The 24090-nt window shown below is 61.4% G+C and carries 15 protein-coding genes; 12 read left to right on the top strand and 3 right to left on the bottom strand.

The window, feature by feature from the left end:
• The first annotated feature begins 28 nt into the window (after positions 1-28).
• Both pgm and LOY70_RS15010 read left to right on the top strand, forming a co-directional pair.
• Positions 29-1675, top strand: a complete 1647-nt coding sequence (gene pgm / locus LOY70_RS15015; RefSeq protein ID WP_123344192.1) for a phosphoglucomutase (alpha-D-glucose-1,6-bisphosphate-dependent) — start codon at positions 29-31, stop codon at positions 1673-1675.
• A 355-nt stretch (positions 1676-2030) separates the two neighbouring features.
• Positions 2031-4499, top strand: coding sequence for a UvrD-helicase domain-containing protein (locus LOY70_RS15010; protein ID WP_265037854.1), 2469 nt, complete (start codon positions 2031-2033; stop codon positions 4497-4499).
• Positions 4500-4566: 67 nt separating this feature from the next.
• Here LOY70_RS15010 and LOY70_RS15005 read toward each other — a convergent pair whose 3' ends face one another.
• Together LOY70_RS15005 and LOY70_RS15000 are read right to left on the bottom strand one after the other, a co-directional pair.
• Positions 4567-4845 carry a DUF1652 domain-containing protein gene (locus tag LOY70_RS15005; RefSeq protein WP_003201764.1) on the bottom strand — a complete coding sequence of 93 codons (279 nt, stop codon included), beginning with the start codon at positions 4843-4845 and terminating at the stop codon, positions 4567-4569.
• 193 nt (positions 4846-5038) lie between these two features.
• Positions 5039-6502: an MFS transporter gene (locus LOY70_RS15000; protein ID WP_265037853.1), complete on the bottom strand. Its 1464-nt coding sequence runs from the start codon at positions 6500-6502 to the stop codon at positions 5039-5041.
• A 130-nt stretch (positions 6503-6632) separates the two neighbouring features.
• Here LOY70_RS15000 and LOY70_RS14995 point away from each other — a divergent pair, with 130 nt between their 5' ends.
• The 8 genes from LOY70_RS14995 (at position 6633) to LOY70_RS14960 (ending at position 19574) form a co-directional block, all read left to right on the top strand.
• Positions 6633-7538, top strand: coding sequence for a LysR family transcriptional regulator (locus tag LOY70_RS14995; protein WP_265037851.1), 906 nt, complete (start codon positions 6633-6635; stop codon positions 7536-7538).
• A 331-nt stretch (positions 7539-7869) separates the two neighbouring features.
• The gene (locus tag LOY70_RS14990; RefSeq protein ID WP_265037849.1) at positions 7870-9327 is read left to right on the top strand and encodes a serralysin family metalloprotease; all 1458 of its coding nucleotides are present in this window, start codon (positions 7870-7872) and stop codon (positions 9325-9327) included.
• 117 nt (positions 9328-9444) lie between these two features.
• Positions 9445-9822: an AprI/Inh family metalloprotease inhibitor gene (locus tag LOY70_RS14985; RefSeq protein ID WP_080712551.1), complete on the top strand. Its 378-nt coding sequence runs from the start codon at positions 9445-9447 to the stop codon at positions 9820-9822.
• Positions 9823-9971: 149 nt separating this feature from the next.
• A complete protein-coding gene (locus tag LOY70_RS14980) occupies positions 9972-11783 on the top strand; it encodes a type I secretion system permease/ATPase (protein WP_265037848.1) in 1812 nt (603 codons plus the stop codon).
• Positions 11780-13123 (top strand): HlyD family type I secretion periplasmic adaptor subunit, encoded by a 1344-nt coding sequence (locus LOY70_RS14975; RefSeq protein ID WP_265037846.1) that lies wholly within the window; start codon positions 11780-11782, stop codon positions 13121-13123. Before LOY70_RS14980 ends, LOY70_RS14975 begins: the two co-directional genes overlap by 4 nt.
• A 14-nt stretch (positions 13124-13137) precedes the next feature.
• The gene (locus tag LOY70_RS14970; RefSeq protein ID WP_265037845.1) at positions 13138-14481 is read left to right on the top strand and encodes a TolC family outer membrane protein; all 1344 of its coding nucleotides are present in this window, start codon (positions 13138-13140) and stop codon (positions 14479-14481) included.
• Positions 14482-14613: 132 nt separating this feature from the next.
• Positions 14614-17634: an autotransporter serine protease gene (locus LOY70_RS14965; RefSeq protein ID WP_265038074.1), complete on the top strand. Its 3021-nt coding sequence runs from the start codon at positions 14614-14616 to the stop codon at positions 17632-17634.
• Positions 17635-17720: 86 nt separating this feature from the next.
• Entirely contained in the window at positions 17721-19574 is a 1854-nt protein-coding gene (locus LOY70_RS14960) for a polyurethanase (protein ID WP_265037843.1), read from the top strand.
• 102 nt (positions 19575-19676) lie between these two features.
• On the opposite strand, the gene LOY70_RS14955 is transcribed toward LOY70_RS14960, so the two are convergent.
• A complete protein-coding gene (locus tag LOY70_RS14955) occupies positions 19677-19901 on the bottom strand; it encodes a YgdI/YgdR family lipoprotein (protein ID WP_123344327.1) in 225 nt (74 codons plus the stop codon).
• A gap of 222 nt (positions 19902-20123) precedes the next feature.
• On the opposite strand from LOY70_RS14955, the gene LOY70_RS14950 reads away from it, so the two are divergent.
• The gene (locus LOY70_RS14950) at positions 20124-21776 is read left to right on the top strand and encodes a VRR-NUC domain-containing protein (protein WP_265037840.1); all 1653 of its coding nucleotides are present in this window, start codon (positions 20124-20126) and stop codon (positions 21774-21776) included.
• Positions 21773-24070 (top strand): ATP-dependent DNA helicase, encoded by a 2298-nt coding sequence (locus LOY70_RS14945; RefSeq protein ID WP_265037838.1) that lies wholly within the window; start codon positions 21773-21775, stop codon positions 24068-24070. Before LOY70_RS14950 ends, LOY70_RS14945 begins: the two co-directional genes overlap by 4 nt.
• Positions 24071-24090: the final 20 nt, after the last annotated feature.

Raw genomic sequence — 24090 nt, 5'->3', positions numbered from 1 at the left:
CTCGAGCCATTCCATCCAGAGGTATTGCATGACAGTCAGTCCATTTGCGGGCAAGCCGGCACCGGCAGAGTTGTTGATCGATATCCCGCGACTGGTGACGGCCTATTACACCGGCCGACCCGATGCCTCAGTTGCCACCCAGCGCGTGGCGTTCGGCACCTCCGGTCACCGTGGCAGTTCCTTCGATCTGGGGTTCAACGAGTGGCACGTGCTGGCAATCAGTCAGGCGATCTGCTTGTACCGTGAAGCCCAGGGCATCAATGGGCCGCTGTTCATTGGTATCGACACCCATGCGCTGTCGACCCCGGCGGGCGCAAGCGCACTGGAAGTGTTCGCCGCCAACGGTGTAACCGTGATGATCGCCGAAGGTGATGAATACACCCCGACGCCAGCGATTTCCCACGCCATTCTCTGCTACAACCGAGGTCGCACCTCAGGCCTGGCGGACGGCATTGTCATCACACCGTCCCACAACCCGCCGCAAAGTGGGGGCTACAAGTACAACCCCACCAATGGCGGCCCGGCCGATACCCATATCACCAAATGGATCGAGGCCAAGGCCAACGAACTGCTGGCCAACCAGCTGGCGGGGGTCAAGCGCATCAGCTACGAACAGGCCCTGAAGGCCGATACCACCCACCGCCACGACTACGTCAACACCTACGTGGCAGACCTGGGCAACGTCATCGATTTCGATGCCATTCGCGGTGCCGGGTTGCACTTGGGCGTCGACCCACTGGGCGGCGCGGGTGTGCGCTACTGGCCGGCCATCGCCGAACACTACCGCCTGGACCTGGAAGTGGTGAACACCCATGTGGACTCCACCTTCCGCTTCATGACCGTCGATTGGGACGGGCAGATCCGCATGGACCCGTCCTCCAGCCATGCCATGCAAGGGCTGATCGGCCTGAAGGAACGTTTCGACGTGGCCTTCGCCTGCGACCCAGACCATGACCGCCATGGCATCGTGACGCCGTCCGGCGGCCTGTTGGCGCCGAACAGCTATCTGGCGGTGTCCATCGACTACCTGTTCCAGAATCGCCCGCAATGGCGCGCTGACGCCGCCGTGGGCAAGACGGTGGTCAGCAGCGGCCTGATCGATCGCGTCGCCAAACGCCTGGGTCGGCGCCTCTATGAAGTGCCGGTCGGCTTCAAGTGGTTTGCCGACGGGTTGTTCGATGGCTCCCTGGGCTTTGGTGGCGAAGAAAGTGCCGGCGCTTCGTTCCTGCGCAAGGACGGCGGCGTTTGGAGCACCGACAAGGACGGCCTGATCCCGGCGTTGCTGGCGGCTGAAATGACTGCCCGCACCGGTCGCGACCCAAGCCAGGCCTACCGCGCCCTGACGGATGAGCTGGGCGAACCGTTCTCGGTACGCGTGGACGCCAAGGCCAGCCCGCAGCAGAAGGCGTTGCTAAGCAAACTGTCGCCAGACCAGGTGGCGTCCACCGAGTTGGCCGGGGAGAAAATCCAGAACATCCTCAGCAATGCGCCAGGCAATGACCAAGCCATCGGCGGCTTGAAGGTCATGACCGAAAACGGCTGGTTCGCGGCGCGACCGTCCGGCACCGAGGACATCTACAAGATCTACGCCGAGAGCTTCATTGGCGATGAGCACCTCAAGCAATTGGTGGTTGAGGCGCAATCGTTGGTGGATGCAGCCATTGCCGGCAAGTGACCCCGCTGTGGCGAGGGGCTTTGCTCCCTCGCCAGTGATCTCTTGTATCGCAGTATTATCTTTAGATAATTCCTCTAACTGGTTGATCTACAAATTTTTAGTCTTTGATCGCCTCATCGCGAGCAAGCTCGCTCCCACATTTGGATTTGCAGTGATTTGCGATTCCGACTCCGCCGCAAATCCCTGTGGGAGCGAGCTTGCTCGCGATAGCGATCCCTAGCCTACGATGATGCCAATGTGGGATACCACTTTCACTTCATCGCCTAAATACATGACTTAAAAGCTTTTTGGTGGAACCTGACGGCAAATCCAGACACCATAGCCGTCATGATTCAGAACACCGGAGTCTCCCAGCGTGTCGCAACACACTCCCGATCTTCCCCCTGACTTGCTGCCTTTGGCTCAGATGCCGTTATTCAAGCGCCTGGCCGCCCGATTTTTTGGTCATGGCCTGACGCGCCTGCGCGCCCAGCACCGGGCGTCCTGGCTGCACGGTCAGGCCGATGGCTTTCGCAGCGGGCATACCGCCGGTTTTGACTATGGTTATCAAGAAGGCAAGGCCGAAGGGCTGGAAGAGGGGCGCCAGGTCCTGCTGATCCGCGACTCGCGCAGCACCGAACATCCAGCTCCGAAGGTCGATGACCTGCTGTTTGACGATTGGCGCCTGCCGTTGCCAGCTGAACTGAAGAAACGCATCAAGGCGGATGTCGCTCGATTGCTGCCGGCACAGGCGCAACCCAGTGCGGCGCAATGGAAAATGATTTTCAGTGATACGCCCGCGACATCGGTGGTGGCCGGCGCGGGTGCGGGCAAGTCCACCACATTGGTGCTGCGTATCGTGCTGCTGTCGCATTACCTGGGTTTCGAGCTGGACTCGATGACAGTGGTGACCTTCACCCGTGAATCGCGCAAGGACTTCATCCAAAAACTGATTGAAGTGTTTGCCCTGTGGGGGCGAACGATCAGCCTCAAGCAAGCTCGCGACCTGGTGCGCACCTTTCATTCGCGCATCTTGCCCATGGTGCGCAACCTGCCCGGATTCGAGCGGCTCCAGGCCTTCGAGACCCTGAGCCCTCGTGCAGGACAGGGCGATGACGATGCCCTGGACAATCCATTCGACTTGCGCATCAACGAGGCTCAGCGCCAACAACTCAACGCCTGTTATCACGCGCTTTACCAGCGTGACGAGCGCTTCCGCGGGCTGATCAAACCGTTGTCGCGGCATGCATTGCAGCTCAAGGAGTTGGAGCGGGACCACCCGGATGTGCAAAAACGCGTGGCCGTGACCGAACTGGCCGCCCAGCGTGACGAAGAACTGTGCGACGGGATCGAAGACCTGTGGTTTCGGGCTGGCGCCTGGCCAATCAAGGGGATCGAACCCAAACGGCAGACATTCGAGATCAATGGCTCGACATTCCATTGCCACGGCTACGTCCCCGCCTTGGACGCCTGGGTGATGTTGGGTTTCGACCCGCGAGAGGACGCCCGACTGAGCCGGCCGGGCGCCAAGTTGAGTATCCGTGCGGAATGGGCGGTAAAGCGCACCCTATTTCAAGCTTTCTGTCGCAAACCACTGATATGGCTTGAAAGTTATGAAGCGTCAAAACGCGTATTGGCGTCTCTAGCGGGCGATGCCAGCGCGGGGCCCGGGTTCGATTACAAGGTCAAGGGCGAGCTGGGCTCGGCGCCGCTGCTGGATTGTTTTGTCGCCGCCGCGGGGTTTATCGAGAACCTTGGCCTGGACGTGCCGGATGCCGTGGGAAGGATGTGTTTTTCCCAGGATGACCCGGATCGCTATTTCTTCGAGGCATTGAGCCGTTACTGGCGGGCATTCGAAGATCATTTACTTGATCAGTCGCCACCGATCATGACCTACAACCGGATGTTCGCGTTGTTCAGCGAGCACTCCCCGGAAAATTTCAAATTGCTCAGCGATTCATTGCTGCGGCCCTTGTCACACCTGATGATCGACGAATTCCAGGACGTTTCGCCGCAGATTGTCTCATGGCTTCGCGCCAGTCTTCGCGAAGTGCGCCGCCGTGGCCCGGCCATGCACGTGGGGCGCGGCGCACAGCGCTCTTCCTTGCTGTGTGTCGGAGACGATTGGCAATCGATCTACGGCTGGCGTGGCAGCTCCCCCAGCTATTTCATGGGGTTCGACAAGCAATTCCCATCGCCGAAGAGCACCCGGGTGATGCTCACCGACAACTACCGCAGCCACCAGCACATCATCGATGCCGCTGAGCACATCGTGCGCGCAGCGACGGCTATCCCAGGGAAAAAGGCCAAGGCCAGTGGCAAGCCTCGTTCGCTGAGTCCGGTCAACGTGCTGGATCGCGACGACGAAGCCTTGGCGCAGCGGCTGGATGAGCACTATCGAAAGGGCGATTCAATCTTGATGCTGTATCGAAAAAGTAGCGATAAGTTAATGATTCAAAATCATATTAGCTCGACAGTTAATGTGGATTCTAACTTACCTTACGAGGAACGACGCCTGCGGCAGATGACCTATCACAGCGCCAAGGGGCTGCAGGCCGATGCGGTATTTTTGCTGGGCGACTGCCAGCATCTGACTAGCTCGCCCTACAAGAATCAGGTCTACCGAATGGCCGGGTTGGGCCGGGACGGTGATGCCGAGCCCTACGACACCGCGCAAAAAGACGAGATTTTGCGCCTGGCCTACGTGGGGATTACTCGCGCCGTGCAGCATTGCTACTGGTACGTTGACGGCCAGGATGGGCAGACTGCCAATGGGCCGAAAGCGTCGGACTGTATCGGAGCGGGCAAGCCGTTTTTTGCTGATCATCGTCGGACTCGCGGTTGATCGAGCCCTTAGCGGGAGTTGGTGCTAAGCCCCACAAAAAAGCCCACTTGATGTGGGCTTCTTTTTGTCAGGAGGCAAATCGCCGCAAGCCAACCGGTGGCACAAAAGCTTCCAGCTCGGCCTCCACCGCCTCGATGATTCGCTCCACATCCGGGGCGTTCATCACGGTCGCGCAGGGGATGCCCGCAATAGCGATCATGGTCTCGCCGCTGGCACGGTCAAACAGCCGGGCAACCATGCTCCCCGGTGCGTCCATACTGGCTTCAAATCCCATGGGATGGAAATGCCAGCGCATCAACTGGCAGGCATTGGGGAACGTAACCTTGCTGAAAGATCCTTTATTCATGTATTGCCCGCCTTCTTCAATCGAGCGCTTCCTTTAGCTCATGTCAGGAAGGAAGAGCCGTCATGGCTCTACCAGTGAGAACTAAAAATAGCACCTGAAAATGAAAGTCATATGGCTTTTTTCAGTCCGTTTTGCGATTGGTTCAGTTTTTTTGATCTGCATCACGACCTAACCAGGAATACTCACAATGCCATCATCCTTCGCAAGGGGTGTCCTGGTGTTGGTTCGAAGGCCCTGGCACGCGGCATTTCAGGGCGATTGCACCTGCCAGAACCATCAGCGCCAAAGCGGTGGCGAAGGTGATTTGCAAGCCGTTTGCGACGGCTTCCGGCGTGGCGGAAGTGATCCCGTTCGTCGGTAATGCCATCGCAAATATCGCACCGAGGACCGAGGCCCCTGTAAAGAAACCCAGGTTGCGCGACAGATTGAGCAGCCCGGCGATGACGCCACGCCTGTCGGCGGGAACGTCCGCCATGACCGCCGTGTTATTGGCCGTCTGGAACAACGCATAGCCAAGGGTCGTGACCACGATCGCGGCGACATAGCCACCTACGCCAAAGACCGGTGACATCAGCGACAGCATCAGGCAGCCGAGAACCATGATCCCCAGCCCGACGAGCCGCATGGGACGCACGCCGAACCGGTCTGCCAGGCGCCCGGCCGGCACTCCGGCGAGCGCGGCAACGGACGGTCCGGCCGCCAGCACCAGCCCGACCAGCGCTGCGGGCAACCCAAGGGCGATGGACAGGTAAAAGGGCCCGACCAGCAACGTCGCCATCATGACCGCCGCGACCAAGGCACTGGTGGCCAGCCCCGAAACCAGCAGTCGGTCTCGAAACAACACCAAGGGGATCAGTGGCGACGCAACCCGGCTCTGCGCCAGGATGAACAGTCCACCGCCGAGGATCGCCGCAAGCAACAGCGCGACATTCGATCCGCCGAAGTGGCCGCGTCCCGAAGTCATCGCCAGGGCATAAGCCGCCAGTGTTGCTGCCAGCAGCAGGGTACCTGTCACATCGAAGCGGTTTTTTTCCACCTTGGCCGGCGGCTGCCGGGCAGGCAGTGAACGCCATGCCAGCAACAACGTCAGCAGCCCAAGGGGCAAATTGACCAGGAACAAGGCTTGCCAGCCGAATTGAGTGATCAGCACGCCACCGAAAGAGGGCCCCAGGGCCGTGCCGACCGCCGACAGCGTAGCCAGCAGCCCCATTGCGCTGCCGGTCTTATCCTTGCCAACGGTTTCGCCAACCAAGGCCAGGGTCAGCGTCATCATGATGGCTGCTCCCAGGCCTTGCAGCGCTCGGCCCGCGATCAATCCGCCAAGCGACGGCGCCAGGCCGCACAGGGTCGAGGCGAGGGTGAACAACAGAATCCCGGCCAGGAGCAGCGGCCGACGCCCGATCATATCCCCCAGTCGCCCGACGCTGACAATCAGCGTGGTGATCGCCAGCAGATAGGCGAGCACCACCCATTGAACCTGCTGGAAGGAGGCGTTGAATGCCTGCGCCAGCGTCGGCAGCCCCACGGTGGCGACACTGGCGCCCAGGGACGCCAGCAGCGTCGAGAGCGCCAGGCTGGCCAACGCCCAGCGCGTTGAAAAGATCCGTTCCACGCCCGCTGCCGTCGGCAGGGGGTGTTGCGTATTGACTGGCTTCATCGTGTCCTCTTCTCTGTCGCGGCCGAATCGGCGCTACCCGAACCTTACGCCTGGGCATAACATGGCGGAAGACGCACCATTTGCATGTTATAGCTGCACTTAACGCCATCTATCACGCCAGGGCCCAACCATGTCCACACCCGACCTCAACTTGCTGGTCACCCTCGATGTATTGCTGTCAGAAGGCAGCGTGGCCCGGGCTGCTCGGCGGCTGCAGCTCAGCCCGTCGGCCATGAGCCGGGCGCTGGCGCGGTTACGGGAAACCACCGGTGACCCGTTGTTGGTGCGGGCCGGGCGTGGCCTGGTGCCGACGCCTCGGGCCTTGGCGTTGCGCGACCAGGTCAGCCAACTGGTCCAGGATGCCCAGGCGGTGCTGCGACCGGCGCAGGTGCCGGACCTGCGCCGGTTGAGCCGGACCTTTACGCTGCGCACCCGCGAAGGGTTCGTGGAAAACTTCGCCCTCGACTTGATGGCCCACATCAATGCACAAGCGCCTGGTGTACGTCTGCGCTTCGTGGACAAGGCGGACCGGGATAGCAGGGCGCTGCGCGAGGGCTCCGTGGACTTGGAAACCGCCGTTGTGGACGCGAGCACCAGCCCGGAACTGCGAACGCAAGCGTTGTTCGACGACCGTGTCATCGGTGTGGTGCGTTCAGGGCATCCGCTGAGTCGGGCAGCGGTGAGCCCTTCCGAGTACCTGGCAGGCGGACACATTGGCATTTCCCTGCGCGGGTTGGATCATGGCCCCGTTGACGACGCCTTGGCCCCTCTGAATCTTGCACGGGACATCGTCACGACCGTCCCGGGATTTTCCACGGCGCTGGGGCTGGCCCGCTCCAGCGACCTCATCGCCAGCGTCCCGGAACGCTATACCGCCAGCCTGCGCGTGGGGATGCACAGTTTTGCGCTGCCGTTTGCGGTGCCCGGATTCACCATCTCCATGCTTTGGCACCCGCGCCTGGATGCCGACCCCGTGCACCGTTGGTTCAGAGGCTGTCTGCGGGAAGTGTGTGGGCGCAAAACCGCCGAGATTTAGTAGATATTAATTAATAGCGTTTCACTGGCACTTAGTTGGCGAAACTGCGACACGGTGCGCATTTGAGTGTTTATCGATATTTAATATTTAAATAGAGTTTTGTCCGACAATCTTAAAGTTTTCGCTGTAAGCGAGTATTAGCTGGGAACCAAAGCCTATTGTCTGTGGGGGTTGAAGGCTTATCCGTGCAATTGAATAAAAAAATGGCTGGACGATTGATTTCGAATTGTGTCAGCTTTCTTGCGTCCTCATTGGGCGAGTGATAGGACGATCTCGCCAGAGATTGTCTGTCTGACAAAAACGGTTCCATTACAAACAAGGAAGTGTGTTTATGTCGAAAGTCAAAACCAACGCTATTGATTCTTCCGAACAACTGCTCTGGGCCCCGCAACCCTTGGCGGCCTCCAGCAGTGCATTCAACCAGATCAATAATTTCAGCCATCAATACGACCGTGGCGGCGACCTGACCGTCAACGGCAAACCGTCGTATTCCGTCGACGAGGCGGCCACTCAGTTGCTGCGCGACGGCGCGGCCTATCAGGATCGGGATGGCAGCGGCAAGATCGAGCTGACCTACACGTTCCTGACCTCCGCCTCCTCAAGCACCATGAACAAGCACGGGATCAGCGGTTTCAGCCAATTCAGCGCCCAGCAGAAAGGCCAGGCATTCCTGGCGATGCAATCCTGGGCGGACGTGGCCAACGTCACCTTCACCGAGAAGGCCAGCGGTGGCGACGGCCACATGACCTTCGGCAACTACAGCGGCGGCCAGGACGGCGCGGCGGCATTCGCCTATTTGCCGGGAACCGGCGCCGGTTATGACGGGACGTCCTGGTACCTGATCAACAGCAGTTACACCCAGAACAAGAACCCGGACCTGAACAATTACGGCCGCCAGACCTTGACCCACGAGATCGGCCACACACTGGGCCTGGCGCACCCCGGCGACTACAACGCCGGTGAAGGCAGCCCGACCTACGATGACGCCACTTACGGCCAGGACACCCGTGGCTACAGCGTCATGAGCTACTGGAGTGAAAGCAATACCGACCAGAACTTCAGCAAAGGTGGGGTCGAGGCCTATGCGTCGGGTCCGCTGATGGATGACATCGCGGCCATCCAGAAACTCTACGGCGCCAACACCAACACTCGGACCGGCGACACCACCTACGGTTTCAACTCCAACACCGGCCGGGATTTCCTCAGCGCTTCCTCGTCCTCGGACAAAGTGGTGTTCTCGGTATGGGACGCAGGCGGACGCGACACCCTGGATTTCTCCGGTTTTACCCAGAACCAGAAAATCAACCTCAATGACGCCTCGTTCTCCGACGTTGGCGGCATGGTGGGTAACGTTTCCATTGCCAAGGGCGCGATTGTCGAGAACGCCACTGGCGGCTCGGGCAGCGACCTGCTGATCGGTAACTCGGTGGCCAACGAACTCAAGGGCGGTGCCGGCAACGATATTCTCTGGGGCGCTGGTGGCGCGGACAAGCTGTGGGGCGGTTCCGGTTCGGACACCTTCGTGTTCGCCGCCAGTACCGACTCGCGGCCGGGGGCAACGGACCAGATCCTCGATTTCGTCAGTGGCTTTGACAAGATCGACCTGACCGGTATCACCAAAGGCGCGGGCCTGCATTTCGTGAATGCCTTCACGGGGGCGGCGGGTGACGCGGTGCTGTCGAGTTCGGGTGGCAACAGCCTGCTCTCGGTGGACTTCTCCGGGCATGGTGCGGCTGACTTCCTGGTCAGCACCGTCGGCCAGGCAGCGCTCTCGGACATCGTGGCCTGATCATCCGATCCCGTGGGAGCGGCTGCTCCTGCGGGATCCCCAGCCAGGATCAGAGCCGTGCGCAGAGAATCGATACCGTGTAGCGTCCGGGCAATCGCCTGGTTAAGCGCTACGTTGATGATGTTTTGTGGAGAAGTCGCCATGGCGCGCAGCCTGTTGTTAGCAGAACCCTCACAGTTGGCCGGTCAGTGGCAGGCCGTTTTGTCGGGGCCGCAGGAAAATGCGCAAACCCAGGCGTTGCAGGATAAGCCGTCCAATACGTGCCTCGTCGAACTCAGGGCGGACCAGACCCTGGGCGGGCAAACCGATTGCCTGGGCCATTGGCTGGGGGATGAGCCGGTCCATTGGTTCACCGAGCCCGACGGTCTTTCACTGATTGGCAAACAAAACTCCAGGGTTCATCTGGGGCTGCGCCAAGCGCAGCACTATCAAGTCACCTTAAAGTCAGGCCTGATCATTACGTTGGAACGAAGCAATAGCCAAGACACTCGTTAACGAACGAGGACAACTTGGAAAAGACGCTGGTTGATCAGCGCAGGCTGGTTAAACAGATCTGCGGATCAGCATGATCCGATTTAATTATTAAAGATGGGTAAGTTGAGTCCCTGTCGGGTATCTGGCTAAGCCTACAGCAAGGAAGATTCATGAATACGGCAAGGAGCAATGCCGCAGTGCCACTCTTTAAGGCGCTGGGCGACTACAAAAATATTCTGATCAGCGTGGGTTGTTTCACTGCATTGATTAATGTCCTGATGCTGGCGCCTTCGATTTATATGTTGCAGGTATATGACCGGGGACTGTCATCGCAAAACGAAACCACCCTGGCGATGTTGTCATTGATGGTAATCGGATTCTTTGTCTTTATCGGGCTGCTGGAAATGGTGCGCAGCTTCATTGTCATCCGTATCGGCAGTCAGTTGGAAAGGCGTTTCAACCTCCAGGTGTACAAAGCGGCGTTCGAGCGCAACCTGCTCCAGGGCGAGGGCAATGCCGGGCAATCCCTGGGCGACCTGACCCATGTTCGTCAGTTCGTCACCGGACCTGCGTTGTTCGCCTTCTTTGACGCGCCGTGGTTTCCCATCTACCTGCTGGTGATCTACCTGTTCAACGTCTGGCTTGGGGTATTCGCCACTGTCGGCACGCTGTTGCTGATTGGCCTGGCCTGCCTGAACGAAGCCATGACCAAAAAACCGTTGGGACAGGCCAGCATTTACTCGCAACAGTCCAGCCAGCTCGCTACCAGCCATTTGCATAACGCCGAGACCATCCAGGCCATGGGCATGCTCGGCGCGCTGCGCAACCGCTGGTTTGCCGTGCACTCGCGCTTTCTCGGCCTACAGAACCAGGCCAGCGACACCGGCGCGGTGATCAGTTCCTTGAGCAAGACTCTGCGCCTGTGCCTGCAATCCCTGGTGCTGGGATTGGGTGCACTGTTGGTGATCAAGGGCGACATGACCGCCGGGATGATGATCGCCGGTTCGATTTTGATGGGCCGGGTGCTGAGTCCCATCGACCAGTTGATTGCTGTGTGGAAGCAGTGGAGCGGCGCCAAGCTGGCATATCGTCGTCTCAATGCGTTGCTGCAGGCTTACCCACCGCAGAACGACGCAATGACGTTGCCGCCGCCCAAGGGCCAGGTGAGCTTCGAGCAAGTGAGCGCGGGGCCGCCGGGGCAACGCAATGCGACGTTGCACCTGCTCGGCTTCAGCCTCGCGGCCGGGGAAGTGCTCGGGGTGCTGGGGGCTTCGGGCTCCGGGAAATCCACCCTGGCCCGGGTGATGGTGGGCGTGTGGCCGACCCTTGGCGGCACCGTGCGGCTCGACGGGGCCGACATCCACCGCTGGAAACGCGATCAACTCGGCCCGCATATCGGCTATCTGCCCCAAGACATCGAACTGTTCAGCGGCAGCATCGCCGAGAACATCGCGAGATTTAGCGAAGCCGACCCGCAAAAAATCGTCGCCGCCGCGCAACAGGCCGGTGTGCATGAGCTGATCCTGCGCATGCCCCAAGGCTACGACACGGTGTTGGGGGAGGACGGCGGTGGGTTGTCAGGCGGGCAGAAGCAACGGGTGGCGTTGGCCCGGGCGATGTATGACCGGCCGTGCCTGGTGGTGCTCGACGAACCCAACTCCAACCTGGACACGGTGGGCGAGGCGGCACTGGCCAGCGCCATCGCGCAGATGAAGGCCCAGGGCACCACCGTCGTGCTGGTCACTCATCGCTCCTCGGCGTTGGCCCAGGCCGACAAGCTGCTGGTGCTCAACGAGGGCCGACTACAGGCCTTCGGCCCGAGCCAAGAGGTGCTGCGGGCATTGTCCGGCCACTCGGAGTCCCAACGGGACTCACAGCGCGGCTCACAGCAGGGCTCACAGCAAGAAAACCCCCAGCCGACCCCCAACGGACTGAGCATGAGTCGCCAGTACCAGGCCGCCAGCAAACCCAGCGGCGCATGAGCAAGGATCGCGACATGAACCTCGAACACACTCAAATACCTGAAACCCTCGAACGCTGCGAACATGACGCCCGTTTCTACACTCGCCTGGGCTGGGCACTGGCGATCCTGGGTGCCGGCAGTTTTTTCATCTGGGCCAGCCTGGCACCGTTGGACCAAGGTATCCCGGTACAAGGCACCGTCGTGGTTTCCGGCAAGCGCAAAGCCGTGCAGTCCATGAGCAGCGGGGTGGTCAGCCGGATCCTGGTGCGCGAAGGCGAGACGGTGAAGCAGGGCCAGCCGTTGTTTCGGCTCGACCAGACCCAGGCCGCCGCCGACGTGCAGTCGCTGCAAGCCCAGTATCGGATGGCCTGGGCCAGCCTGGCGCGCTGGCAAAGCGAGCGGGATAACCTCGGGCAAGTGATTTTCCCGGCGCAACTGAGCCACGACCCGGATCCGCAGTTGGCGCTGGTGCTCGAAGGCCAGCGGCAGTTGTTCAGCAGCCGCCGCGAAGCGTTTGCCCGGGAGCAGGCCGCGTTGCGCGCCAATATCGAAGGCGCCACGGCCCAACTGGCGGGCATGCGCCGGGCCCGCAGTGACCTGAGTGCCCAGGCCGAATCCCTGCGCCTGCAACTGGGCAACCTGCAACCCTTGGCGGACAACGGCTACATCCCGCGCAATCGCCTGCTGGACTACCAGCGCCAGCTGTCGCAAGTGCAACAGGAGCTGGCACAAAACAGTGGCGAAAGTGGCCGGGTGGAGCAGGGCATCGTTGAGTCTCGCCTGAAACTGCAACAGCACAATGAGGAATACCAGAAAGAAGTGCGCAGTCAACTGGCCGACGCCCAGCTCAAGGGCGAGACCCTGCTACAGCAGCTGAAATCCGCTGGATTCGAGCTGCAGCACAGTGAAATCCTCGCCACCGCTGACGGTATCGCCGTCAACCTCGGGGTGCACACCGAAGGCGCGGTGGTGCGCCAGGGCGACACCCTGCTGGAAATCGTGCCCCAAGGCACGCGGCTGGAAGTGGAAGGGCACCTGCCGGTGCACCTGATCGACAAGGTTGGCAGTCATTTGCCCGTGGACATCCTGTTCACCGCCTTCAACCAGAACCGTACGCCGAGGGTCTCGGGAGAGGTCAGCCTGATTTCCGCCGACCAAATGCTCGATGAGAAGACCGGTGCGCCGTATTACGTCCTGCGCAGCAGCGTCAGCGATGTGGCGATGGAAAAGCTCAACGGCCTGGTGATCAAGCCGGGCATGCCGGCGGAGATGTTCGTTCGCACCGGCGAGCGCTCGCTCCTCAACTACCTGTTCAAACCGCTGCTCGACCGAGCCGGCTCCGCGTTGACCGAAGAATAAGGATGGCAGCTGGTATGAAGCGCTTTTATTGGCTCGCCGCATTGACGGCGGCTGTCTGCAGTAACGCCTGGGCCATGGGACCGTTCGACATCTACGAACAGGCGCTACGCAATGACCCGGTGTACCTGGGCGCGATCAAGGAGCGCGATGCCGGCCTGGAAAACCGTGCCATCGGCCGCGCGGGACTGCTGCCGCAGCTGGGCTACAGCTACAACAAGGGCCGCAACCAATCCAAGGTCACTTACCTCAATGACCGCGGCGCCAGCCAGCATGACGACCGCAACTACAGCAGCTATGGCTCCAGCCTGACCCTGCAACAGCCGCTGTTGGACTACGAGGCGTACGCGGCTTATCGAAAAGGCGTGGCGCAGGCGCTGTTCGCCGACGAAAACTTTCGCGGCAAGAGCCAGGAGCTGCTGGTGCGGGTACTCAGCTATTACACCCAGGCCCTTTTCGCCCAAGACCAGATCGACATCGCCCAGGCCAAGAAAAAGGCCTTTGAACAACAGTTTCGCCAGAACGAGCACCTGTTTCGCCAGGGGGAAGGTACGCGCACCGACATCCTCGAGGCCGAGTCTCGCTATGAGCTGGCAACCGCCGAAGAAATCGAGGCGCGCGACGAGCAAGACGCCTCCTTGCGCGAACTGGGCGCGCTGATTGGCGTTCCGGCCCTGAATATCGCTGACCTGGCCCCGCTGAACGAAACCTTCCAGACCTTCGCCCTGCAACCGGCCAGTTTCGACACCTGGCACGAACTGGCGGTGAGCAACAACCCGAACCTGGCGTCCCAGCGTCAGGCCGTGGACGTGGCGCGCTTCGAAGTCGAGCGCAATCGCGCCGGGCACCTGCCCAAGGTCAGCGCCTACGCGACGATGCGCCAGAACGAGTCGGAAAGTGGCAACACCTACAACCAACGCTACGACACCAACACCATCGGCCTGGAAGTCAGTGTGCCGCTGTACGCCGGTGGCGGGGTCTCGGCCTCGACCCGCCAGGCCAGCCGCAACATGGAACAGGCCGAGTACGAACTCGACGCCAAGACCCGGGAAACCCTGATCGAACTGCGCCGTCAGTTCAGCGCCTGCGTCTCGGGGGTGAAGAAACTGCGGGCCTACCAGAAAGCCCTGGCCTCCGCCGAAGCGCTGGTGGTGTCGACCCGACAAAGCATCCTCGGCGGCGAGCGAGTCAACCTCGACGCGCTCAACGCCGAACAACAGCTCTACACCACCCGCCGCGACTTGGCCCAGGCCCGGTACGACTACCTCATGGCCTGGACCAAGTTGCATTACTACGCCGGCACCCTTGGCGCGCAGGACCTGGCGAAGGTGGATGAGGCGTTTGTGGTCCGGGAGCAATGACCGATCCACAGACAACCGTGCAAACCAAAGGATTATTGCAACAACTAAGGATGGTTCACGATGAAAGCGGACAACAAAAAACAGCCCGGCCAAGCGACTCGCCCACACCTGCTCAAACCCTTCAGCCATGCCATGCTCTGCACCCTGGCGGCCGTGGGCAGCGCTCAGGCGGCGCCGTATGTCGAGAGCGGCACGCCAGGGAATCCGGACAGCTGGCGCAGTGCTGAATTCAACGCCGAGTGGGGCCTTGGGGCAATCAATGCGCAGCAGGCCTACGCCGCCGGCTACACCGGCAAGGGCGTCAAGCTGGGGATTTTCGACCAACCGGTCTATGCGGCTCATCCGGAGTTCTCCGGCAGCGACAAAGTCGTGACCCTCGTCACCAGCGGCATCCGCGAGTACACCGACCCGTACATCCCGGTGAGGGCTGGAGACCCGTTCCGCTACGACGGCTCGCCCACCGTGGGTTCCGACGGCAAGTTGGGTTCCCATGGCACCCACGTCGGCGGGATCGCCGCCGGCAGTCGCGATGGCAGCCCGATGCACGGCGTGGCGTTCGATGCGCAGATCATCAGTGCCGACAACGGCGATCCCGGGCCCGAAGACGGCATCATCCTGGGCAACGACGGTGCGGTGTACAAGGCCGGTTGGGATGCACTGATCGCCAGCGGCGCGCGGATCATCAACAACAGTTGGGGCATCGGCATCACCGACCGCTTCGACCAGGGCGGCCGCGACCCGGCGTTCCCGCACTTCACCGTGCAAGATGCGCAACTGCAATTCGACCAGATCGAACCGTTGCTGGGTACCCGGCCGGGTGGCGCCTACGAGGGGGCTATCGCCGCCGCCCGCAGCGGTATCGTGACGATCTTCGCCGCCGGCAACGACTACAACCTCAACAACCCAGATGCCATCGCGGGCCTGGCGTACTTCGTGCCGGATATCGCGCCAAACTGGCTCACCGTGGCGGCGCTGCAAGTCAACCCGGATACGGCCAGCCCTGACCCATACACCCTCAGCACCTTCTCGTCGCGCTGTGGCTACACCGCCAGTTTCTGTGTGTCGGCGCCGGGCACCCGAGTCTACAGCGCCGTGATTGGCGGTACCGGGGCCGATGACCTGACCGTGGGATACGCCAATAAGAGCGGCACCTCCATGGCCGCGCCTCACGTGGCCGGCAGCGTGGCGGTGCTGATGGAGCGCTTCCCCTACATGACCGGCGCCCAGGTCGCCAATGTACTGCGCACCACCGCCACCGATATGGGCGCACCGGGCGTCGATGCGTTGTATGGCTGGGGCATGATCAACTTGGCCAAGGCCATTGACGGCCCATCGATGCTGGTGACCGAACAGGACATTGCCGAGGAGTTTCGGATCGACGGTGCCTATGGCACAGGCCAGTTTGTGGCGGACCTGCCTGGCGTCGGCGCGATCATCGATGCCGGTAAACCTACGGAGCGCGTGTGCAGCGGCATCCAGTGTGGCCTGGACGTCTGGCGCAACGACATCTCCGGTCACGGCGGCCTGACCAAGGAGGGCGTCGGGACCCTGGTGCTGACCGGGGAGAGCACCTACAGCGGGCCCACCCTGGTCAATGAGGGCCGCCTGGCGGTCAACGGTTCGCTGGCGTCGGCCGTCACCGTCAACGACGGCGGCATCCTCGGTGGCACCGGGCGCCTGTCCAGCCTGACGGCCAATCGCGGCGGCGCCGTGGCGCCAGGCAATTCCATTGGCACCTTGCAAGTGGCTGGGGACGTGACGTTCCAGCCCGGCTCGACCTACGCCGTGGAAGTGTCCTCCACGGCCAGCGATTTGATTGTCGCGGGCGGCAAGGCCTCCATCGAAGGCGCAACGGTGTCATTGTCCCTGGAAAACAGTTCGACGCTGCTCACCGCCAGCGAGGTGAAAAGCCTGCTCGGTCGGCAATTCAATATCCTCCAGGCGGCCGACGGTATTGAAGGGCGCTTCGGTGAAGTCCTGCCCAACTACGCGTTCCTTGGCGGTGACCTGGCGTATTCAGCCAGTGGCGTTCAACTGGCGGTGGCGCGAAACGCCAGGTCTTTCAGCAGCCTCGGCCTGACGCCGAACCAGCGTTCGGTGGCGACTGCCGCCGAGCAACTGGGCGCGGGCAACGGCGTGTACGAAGCCTTGTTGTTGTCACCCAGCGCCGCCGTGGCGCAACAGGCATTCCAGCAACTGTCTGGTGAGATTCATCCGGCCATCGGCACGCTGTTGATCAACGACAGCCGTTACCTGCGCGAAGCCGTAGGCGACCGCCTGCGTCAGGACGCGCTGTACGACGCCAATACGCCCACGGATACCCATAGCAATGCCTGGGTCAAGGTGCTGGGTGCCTGGGGTAAAAACGATGGCGGCGGCGATAACGCCAATTCCACCCGTTCCATTGGCGGGCTGCTGGCGGGTGTCGATGGTTTGATCAGCGACCAGACACGGCTGGGTTTCGTCACCGGTTACAGCGACAGCTCCTTGAGCCTGGGGGACGGCACGCATTCGTCGGCCAAGGCTGACAGTTATCACCTGGGCGCGTACCTGGGCCATGAGATCGAGCACCTGCGCCTGACCGTCGGCGGTGCCTATAGCTGGCATCGCATCGACGTCAAGCGTGAGGTTCAGTTCGACGCGGTGAGTGGCCAGGAAAAAACCAAGCGCGACGCCCAGACCGCCCAGTTGTTCACCGAAGCCGCGTATCGCCTCGATTTTCAACCAGTGTCTCTGGAGCCGTTCGCCAACCTGGCCTACGTACACCTGGACAGTGACAGTTTCCGTGAAAAGGGCGATGCCGCGGCCCTCAAGGGTGGCGACGAGCGTCGTGACGCCGTGCTCTCGACACTGGGCGTGCGGGCCAGCCATACCCTGGCGCTGTCGGAGCAACAGCAGTTGCAGTTGTCCGGATCCCTCGGCTGGCAACACAACCTGAGCAATACCCGTTCCGAGCAGGACCTGGCATTTACCGGCAGTACCCACACCTTCGCGGTGCAGAGCGTGTCGATGGACCGCAATGCCGCGGTGATCGGTGCCCGTGCCGGGCTGGCGGTGGCCAAGGATGTCCGGGTCAACCTGGATTACAACGGCCTGCTGGGTCCACGGGATAAAACCCATGGCGTGGGCCTGACGCTGGATTGGCAGTTCTGACCCAAGGCGGGGGGCACATGCCCCTTCATCCTGCAAATCACTTGAACCCGGTTTTAGCATTCCAACAACAAAAGCGAGTAACCACGATGGGTGTCTACGACTACAAGAACCTCAGTACCACCGAGTCCAAAGCATGGGTCAGCGATGCAATGGCGATCATGCTGTATTCCTACCACAACCTCGATCACGGCTTTGCCGCCGGCTATCAGCAGAACGGTTTCGGTGTCGGCCTGCCAGCGACCCTGGTGACGGCGCTGCTGGGTGGCACCGATTCCCAAGGGGTGATCCCTGGCGTGCCGTGGAATCCCGACTCGGAAAAGCTCGCGTTGGAGGCGGTGCAGAAGGCCGGCTGGACGCCCATCAGTGCGTCGCAACTGGGCTACACCGGCAAGGTAGACAGTCGCGGGACGTTTTTCGGCGAGAAAGCCGGCTACACCACCGCGCAGGTGGAGATCCTTGGCAAGTACGACGCCGAGGGGCACCTGAAGGAAATCGGCGTGTCGTTTCGCGGCACCAGCGGCCCACGGGAGAACCTGATCGGTGACGCCATTGGCGACATCATCAACGATGTCATGGCCGCGCTGGGCCCTAAGGATTACGCGAAAAACTACGCAGGCGAAGCCTTTGGCAACCTGCTGGGTGACGTCGCGGCATTTGCCCAGGCCCATGGCCTGACGGGCAAGGACGTGCTGGTCAGCGGTCACAGCCTGGGCGGGCTGGCGGTCAACAGCCTGGCGGACTTGAGCGCGAGCCAATGGTCGGGGTTCTACACCGACGCTAACTACATCGCCTACGCCTCGCCGACCCAGAGCAGTACCGATAAAGTACTGAACATCGGCTATGAAAACGATCCGGTGTTCAGGGCGCTGGACGGCTCGACGTTCAACCTGTCTTCAGTGGGCGTGCATGACGCACAGCAGGAATCGGCCACCAACAACATCGTCAGCTTCAACGACCACTACGCTTCAGCGACGTGGAATGTGTTGCCGTTTTCCATCCTCAACATTCCCACCTGGATTTCCCACCTGCCCTCCGGTTACAGCGATGGCATGGGTCGGATCCTGGGCTCGGCGTTCTACGACCTTACGGAAAAGGACTCGACCATCATCGTTGCCAACCTGTCGGACCCGGCGCGTGGCAATACTTGGGTACAGGACCTCAATCGCAATGCCGAAACCCATACGGGCAGTACCTTCATCATTGGCAGCGACCGTGATGACCTGATCCAGGGCGGCCAGGGCAGCGATTACCTGGAAGGCCGCGCCGGTAACGACACCTTCCGCGATGGCGGGGGTTACAACGTGATCTTGGGCGGGCAGGGCAGCAATAGCTTGCAACTGCAGCAATCGATCAAGGAGTTCAGCTTCGCCCATGACGGGGCCGGGACCTTGTATGTCCGCGACGCCCAGGGCGGGCTCAGCCTGACGCGGGATATCGGCACGCTGGTCAGCAAAGAGCCGGGGTTGCTCTGGGGGTTGTTCAAGGATGAGGTCAGTCACAGTGTCACCGCCAACGGGTTGCTGGCGGGGGGCAACCTGGCGGCGTACGCGTCATCGGTCAACGGCAGCGCGGCCAACGATACGTTGGTTGCCCGGCCCACGGGCGACTGGTTGTTCGGCCAGGATGGCGATGATGTGTTGGTGGGGGGCGCGGGTAACGACACCTTTGTCGGCGGCGCGGGCAATGACGTGATGCAATCCGGCGGTGGCAGCGACACATTTGTCTTCAATGGCGCGTTCGGCCAGGATCGGATCAGCGGTTATGAGGCGGGCGACAAACTGCTGTTCATCGGCGTGCAGGACGCCGGGGCGGGTTACGACTACAGCCAGCACCTGTCGCAGGTGGGCAGCGACACGTTGCTCAAGGTGGGCGACAGTTCGGTGACCTTGGTGGGTGTGGGCCTGGGGCAGGTGGGAGGCGAGGGCATCGTGTTCGCCTAGTTGTTATCCGTCAACGTGACGAGAGGCCGTTGGCGTTCTCGTCACGTCATGGCGATGATTTGACAACCGGCGCTCTCGTTAAAGGCAAGGGCTCGGAGAGAATCAGTCTTCCTTGCGGATCGTCGCCACGTCATCGGCGCGGACCCGGACTTTCTTGCCGGAAATGTCTTCGAATTCGTAGAAGCCGTCAGCGGTACGGGTATTGGGGGTGTCCTTGGTCAAATACTGGGTACCGTTCTGCAAGGTCACCACGGTAGGTGAAGCGCAGCCGGCCAGAGCCAGGAATGCCACTGCGGCCAGGGGTAGGCCCAGAAACCTGATCTTCATATCCATAACCTCTCAATCAAAAATACGCGGGCAGCTGATTCGGCCACGCCATCACAATAGCCAACCGCCATTGGTCTCGCTTGCCGTAGGAAAGTTCATCACCGACTGAGGGATTTCACCTCAAAATATAGGAGACCGCTCATCTTTTGCAGTTGCCTGGGCCGTTCGTAGCTGATATCTGTACGCATAACCAGTACTCCAGCATCCGTGGCGCTTCTCTCCGTGACAGCCAACCCTCTCGACGATCCCTTTTACTACCTGAACAATTTTCAGCGCGTGCTCGCCTGGCTGGCGCAACGTTATGCCGATGTGCTCAGCGCCGAAGAACAGCGCTTTATCGACGATTTTGCAGCATTGCCGCGCTCGTCACAGGGCTTGCTGGTGCGGATGGTGATGCGCAAAGGGCTGCGGTTCCGCCACAGCAAGCTGCATTACCCGGAAATCGGTGACATCGGCCGCGCCGTCGAGCCGTTGCTGGCGCTGGGCTGGATCGAAGAACAGGCCCACCTGAGCCTCGTTGAGGTGTTCGACGTGCTGCTCAAGTCGGAAATCCTCCAGTGCCTGGGCCACCTGATTGAACAACCCAAGGCGAAAAAGACCGAATGGCTCCACGCCCTGAATGACGGGTCCAGCCAGCCACAACCCTTTCGCGCCTGGTGCCCGCAGCTTGAGGATCGCCTGTTCAGCCTAACGATCATGGACCTCTGCGACCGGTTGCGGCTGATGTTTTTCGGCAATCTTTACCAGGACTGGTCAGAATTCGTGCTGGCGGACCTGGGCATCTTCACCTACGAAACCGTCGAGTTCAGTGCTGAATCTCGCGGCTTGCGCAGCCGCCAGGACGTCGATGCCTGCCTGTTCCTCCACGCCTGCCAGCAGTGCTTCGAAGCCGGCGAGCCGGTTGAAGACATCGTCGCTCAAGTCAACGCCCAGGCCCTGGATAACCCATGGTTGGAACGACGCCGGGGCAAGTTGCTGTTCCAGATCGGGCAATATGGCGAACGCATCGGTGATTTCGCCCTGGCCCTGTGCATCTATCGCGAGTGCACTTATCCCGGTGCACGGTTGCGGATGATCCGCGTGCTGGAGCGGATCGGTGAGTACGCCCTGGCCCTTGAGCTGGGCGAAACCGCCGCGCAATCGCCGCAAAGCGCCGCCGAAACCCAGGCCTTGCTCAGGATCGTGCCCCGGCTGCGACGCAAGCTTGGCGGGCCGCCGGTACCGCGAACCATGGCCCGAGAGGTAGAACGGCTGGATCTGCATTTGGCTCGGGTCGATCCAGCCTTGTCGGTGGAGTATCACGTCCAGGCCCATCTGCACGACGACACCGCGCCAGTGCATTACGTGGAGAACAGCCTGATCAACTCACTGTTCGGCCTACTGTGCTGGCCAGCGATTTTCGCGCCATTGCCAGGGGCGTTTTTCCACCCGTTCCAGCGCGGGCCGGTCGACCTGCTCAGCGAAGACTTCCATGCCCGGCGCGCCGAGCTGTTCGCGGCCTGCCTCGCAGAGTTGGACGATGGCCGCTATCGAGCCACCATCGGCCGTCGGTTCGTGGAAAAGTGGGGCGTGCAATCGCCTTTCGTGTTTTGGGGGGCGCTGTCCGAGGACCTGTTGAACCAGGCCCTCGATTGCCTGCCGGCCGAGCACCTCAAGCAGTGGTTCAGCCGCCTGCTGTTGGACATCAAGGCCAACCGCGCCGGCATGCCGGACCTGATCCAGTTCTGGCCGCAGCACAAGACCTACCGGATGATCGAAGTCAAAGGCCCTGGCGATCGCCTGCAAGACAACCAACTGCGCTGGCTGGAGTTTTGCCATGAGCACCAGATGCCCGTTGCCGTTTGCTACGTGCAATGGGCGGAGCAGGGCGCATGAACCATGCGCCGGGCTACAGCATTGCCGTACGGGCGTTGTGTGAATTCACCGCCAAGGTGGGCGACCTCGACCTGCGCTTCACACCGTCGCCCACGGCCCTGGAAGGCATCGCCGGCCATCGCACCGTGGCGTCACGACGCAGCGAGGGATACCAGGCTGAAGTGGCCCTCGAAGGTCTCTACCAAACGCTGAAAGTCAAAGGCCGGGCCGACGGCTATGACCCGGCCCGCAACTGCCTCGAAGAAGTGAAGACATACCGGGGCGACCTGAGCAAGCAACCGGCCAATCACCGCCAGCTGCATTGGGCCCAGGCGAAAATCTACGGCTGGCTGATGTGCCAGAAACTGCAGTTGCCGCGCATCGACATCGCCTTGGTGTATTTCGACATCGTCAGCGAAAAGGAAACCTGCCTCACGCAAAGCTTCGAGGCGGCGCAATTGCTGGCTTTTTTCGAAGAACAGTGCGCGCTATTCCTCGCCTGGGCCGAACAGGAAATGGCCCACCGCCAGGCCCGCAATCTCGGCGCCCAGACGTTGGCTTTTCCTCACGCCAGCTTCAGGCTAGGGCAGCGGCACTTGGCTGAGTCGGTGTTCAAGGCGGTCAGCACCGGCCGTTGCCTGATGGCCCAGGCGCCCACCGGCATCGGCAAGACCGTCGGCACGCTGTTCCCGATGCTCAAGGCCCTGGCGCCGCAGCAACTGGATAAAGTGTTCTTTCTCACCGCCAAAACCCCGGGACGCAAGCTGGCATTGGACGCCGCTCAAGTGATTACCCGCAGCGCACCGTCGATGCCGTTGCGCGTGCTGGAAATGATTGCCCGGGACAAAGCCTGCGAACACCTGGACAAAGCCTGCCATGGCGAATCCTGCCCGCTGGCGCGCGGGTTCTATGACCGTTTGCCCGGAGCCCGGGCGGCGGCGAGCCAGGTCACGCTGCTGGATCAGGCCGCGTTGCGGGAGATCGCACTGGCCCATGAGGTCTGTCCGTACTACCTCAGCCAGGAAATGGCCCGTTGGGCCGACGTGGTGGTGGCTGACTACAACTACTATTTCGACTTTAGCGCCTTGCTCTTCGGCTTGGCCCAGGCCAACGGCTGGACGGTGGCGACCCTGGTGGACGAAGCCCACAACCTGGTGGAGCGGGGGCGGCAAATGTACAGCGCGACCCTCGATCAGTCGACGCTGGCGGCGGTGCGCAAAACCGCCCCCGAGCCCCTGAAGAAATCCCTGGAGCGGGTCAATCGCCAATGGAACGCCTTGCATGCGTCGCAGGTAGCGGCCTATCAGGCTTACGAAAAAACGCCGGAAAAATTGCTCCAGGCCTTGGCCACCTGCACCACGGCCATTGGCGACTACCTCAACGATCACCCACAGGGCCTGGACAGCGGATTACAGGCGTTTTACTTCGACGCCTTGCAGTTCGGCCGCGTGGCCGAGTCCTTTGACGAGCACTTTCTGTTCGACATCCACAAGCGCGAACTCGGTCGCCAGCGCAGCTTGTCGACGTTGTGCCTGCGCAATGTAGTGCCGGCGGCGTTCCTGCGACCCAGGCTGAAGGCGGCCCGTAGCAGCGTGCTGTTTTCCGCGACCCTGAGCCCTCGCCACTATTACGCTGACCTGCTGGGCACGCCGGCGGACACGGTATGGATTGATGTTGAATCGCCGTTCCAGGCCGAACAGCTGGATGTCCGGGTGGTCAGCCGGATTTCCACCCGGTTTGCCCACCGCCAGGCGTCCCTGGAACCCATTGTCGCGTTGATGGCCCGTCAATTCAGCGAACGCCCGGGCAACTACCTGGCATTCTTCAGCAGCTTCGATTACCTGCAACAGGTGGCCGGGCTGTTTGCCGAGCGGCACCCGCAGATTGCCACCTGGGCGCAATCGCGCGGCATGGGAGAAGCGCCCCGGCAGGCCTTTCTCGAGCGCTTCATGGAACACAGCCAAGGCATCGGTTTCGCCGTGCTGGGCGGGGCATTCGGCGAAGGCATCGACTTGCCGGGCTCGCGCCTGATCGGGGCATTCATCGCCACTCTGGGGCTGGCGCAGTTCAACCCGGTCAATGAGCAGATGAAACAGCGTATGGCGGCGATCTTCGGCGATGGCTACGATTACACCTATCTGTATCCTGGCTTGCAAAAAGTCGTGCAGGCCGCGGGCCGAGTCATTCGTACCCAGCAGGACCGTGGGGTGGTGATGCTGATTGATGATCGGTTCGGCGAGGCGAGGGTGCAGCACTTGTTGCCGCGTTGGTGGTCTGTCAGTCAGGAGGAGTACAGCCTCAATCAATTTTCCTGACACTCGACTTGCTCCATAAT

It is taken from the genome of Pseudomonas sp. B21-054 (genome assembly GCF_026016345.1).
Taxonomy (GTDB): Bacteria; Pseudomonadota; Gammaproteobacteria; order Pseudomonadales; family Pseudomonadaceae; genus Aquipseudomonas.
Note: the sequence above shows the minus strand (reverse complement) of the source record. Positions and strands in the feature narration are given on the sequence as shown.

Coding starts and splice junctions, on each gene's coding strand:
- pgm (WP_123344192.1), top strand. CDS start 29: ATGACAGTCAGTCCATTTGCGGGCAAGCCGGCACCGGCAGAGTTGTTG.
- LOY70_RS15005 (WP_003201764.1), bottom strand. CDS start 4,845: ATGAATAAAGGATCTTTCAGCAAGGTTACGTTCCCCAATGCCTGCCAG.
- LOY70_RS15000 (WP_265037853.1), bottom strand. CDS start 6,502: ATGAAGCCAGTCAATACGCAACACCCCCTGCCGACGGCAGCGGGCGTG.
- LOY70_RS14995 (WP_265037851.1), top strand. CDS start 6,633: ATGTCCACACCCGACCTCAACTTGCTGGTCACCCTCGATGTATTGCTG.
- LOY70_RS14990 (WP_265037849.1), top strand. CDS start 7,870: ATGTCGAAAGTCAAAACCAACGCTATTGATTCTTCCGAACAACTGCTC.
- LOY70_RS14985 (WP_080712551.1), top strand. CDS start 9,445: ATGATGTTTTGTGGAGAAGTCGCCATGGCGCGCAGCCTGTTGTTAGCA.
- LOY70_RS14980 (WP_265037848.1), top strand. CDS start 9,972: ATGAATACGGCAAGGAGCAATGCCGCAGTGCCACTCTTTAAGGCGCTG.
- LOY70_RS14975 (WP_265037846.1), top strand. CDS start 11,780: ATGAGCAAGGATCGCGACATGAACCTCGAACACACTCAAATACCTGAA.
- LOY70_RS14970 (WP_265037845.1), top strand. CDS start 13,138: ATGAAGCGCTTTTATTGGCTCGCCGCATTGACGGCGGCTGTCTGCAGT.
- LOY70_RS14965 (WP_265038074.1), top strand. CDS start 14,614: ATGCTCTGCACCCTGGCGGCCGTGGGCAGCGCTCAGGCGGCGCCGTAT.
- LOY70_RS14960 (WP_265037843.1), top strand. CDS start 17,721: ATGGGTGTCTACGACTACAAGAACCTCAGTACCACCGAGTCCAAAGCA.
- LOY70_RS14955 (WP_123344327.1), bottom strand. CDS start 19,901: ATGAAGATCAGGTTTCTGGGCCTACCCCTGGCCGCAGTGGCATTCCTG.
- LOY70_RS14945 (WP_265037838.1), top strand. CDS start 21,773: ATGAACCATGCGCCGGGCTACAGCATTGCCGTACGGGCGTTGTGTGAA.